The sequence below is a fragment of the Citrobacter sp. wls714 genome (genome assembly GCF_005281025.1).
GTDB classification, from domain to species: Bacteria; Pseudomonadota; Gammaproteobacteria; order Enterobacterales; family Enterobacteriaceae; genus Citrobacter; species Citrobacter werkmanii.
In genome coordinates, this window is sequence record NZ_SZWZ01000099.1 from 1 (window position 1) to 1,391 (window position 1,391).

The 1,391-nt window shown below is 38.7% G+C and carries 2 protein-coding genes; one reads left to right on the forward strand and one right to left on the reverse strand.

Annotated features, from left to right (window positions below):
- Positions 1-124 precede the first annotated feature (124 nt).
- The gene (locus tag FDX11_RS22995; RefSeq protein WP_137398580.1) at positions 125-634 is read left to right on the forward strand and encodes an HNH endonuclease; all 510 of its coding nucleotides are present in this window, start codon (positions 125-127) and stop codon (positions 632-634) included.
- Between the two features lie 188 nt (positions 635-822).
- On the opposite strand, the gene FDX11_RS23000 is transcribed toward FDX11_RS22995, so the two are convergent.
- A complete protein-coding gene (locus tag FDX11_RS23000) occupies positions 823-1,125 on the reverse strand; it encodes a hypothetical protein (protein ID WP_137398581.1) in 303 nt (100 codons plus the stop codon).
- Positions 1,126-1,391: the final 266 nt, after the last annotated feature.

The window sequence follows — 1,391 nt, forward strand, 5'->3', positions numbered from 1 at the left end:
AAAAACCGAGTTTTTACACAGCCTGTGCCTGGAGCGGACGTTGCTAACAGCGTAGTGTGTTAATCTATAGGGCGCAGGTCAGCTGATCTCTAATCAACTGTTTGAATTCTTGAGGAGCAGTAATATGGCAGTAGTTCCTAGACAAAACGCACCAAGTAAAAAAAAGATCTGGCAGTACTGGATTGACAATGGAATTCAAAGAGGTTTGGATGATACGCGCTATGATAATGCGTGTGATTTCAATGTATGTGTCTGCTGTGGCCGCGAATCCTCAAAATTGGAGAGGGCGCATATTATCCCTCACTCACTAGGCGGAAGTAATGATGTCTCAAATTATATTCTGCTATGCAATAAATGTCATAGAGAAAGCCCAGATATTGCTAATGAATCTGTGCTTATTGAATGGATGAATGAGCAACCTACTGAAATGGAAAGCATGTTAAGACTAATCCAACAGGAAATGGATAAATATAATAAAGAAACTCAAATGACAGTTAATGAAATTCTTATCAAAGAAATTTTCAGTGAGTTGTTCAAAAAGGCAGGAGCACATGGTGGTAGAATTTCTGATGCAACCAAGGTGTATATTGTTAGGGAAGCTTTGAAAAAAATATTTAGTCAGGCCACTTTATAAATTAAAATAATTATAGTCATTCAGATTGACCGGTCTATTTAATGTTAAGTTTTACTTTGCATTAGATTTAAATTTTCTTTTAAGGAAATGCCCGCTCTTCGCTCAAAACTGCCTTTCAGGAAAGCTTAATGCGAGATTTTACCTGGCCCTAAGAGCGCTACTTTACAAAATGAAGTAAAACAAAGCCTTCATCTTTTGTTAACATCTGTTTTCCTGCGGGTATCAATCATTCTGATATACATCTCCCTAAATTCCTTATTCTGCTTGATTACCATTTCCTTGGGCAAGGATGCACGCTCATTATTCCATTCATTAACGATATCCTCGCACTCCTTATAAGCATCATTAACAATATTCTCAGCAGGAATCGTCGTGTTGATATAGGGAATAGTATGTTTGTTCAAGCATCTAGAGATGGGAGGACCATAATCATGGTCTTCGGCATGTAGGGGAAGAGCGAAAAGCAATGTAAACAGTGTTATAAATCTCATTTTCAGTTTTTCCTTGTAGAGACAATGTGGCCAGAAACGCCTGCCCTCTACAATAATATCGATTTTATGATGAATAGTTAGTCGCTGAAGAAAGTTATTATGCATATTCTATGACGGCATTACACAATGCCAGCCAAGTGAAAGCCATCCTATCTCAAAATCAGCTTGCGAAAGTTACAATGTCCGCTCCTCGCTCATAGCGGACCTTCAGCTCAGGTAACTTGTCCACTTCGTGCCCAGGCTGTGTAAAAACTCGGTTTTTTCAG

What these genes read in the sequence shown, in the direction of transcription:
- FDX11_RS22995 (WP_137398580.1), top strand. Translation starts at nt 125, where the DNA reads ATGGCAGTAGTTCCTAGACAAAACGCACCAAGTAAAAAAAAGATCTGG.
- FDX11_RS23000 (WP_137398581.1), bottom strand. Translation starts at nt 1,125, where the DNA reads ATGAGATTTATAACACTGTTTACATTGCTTTTCGCTCTTCCCCTACAT.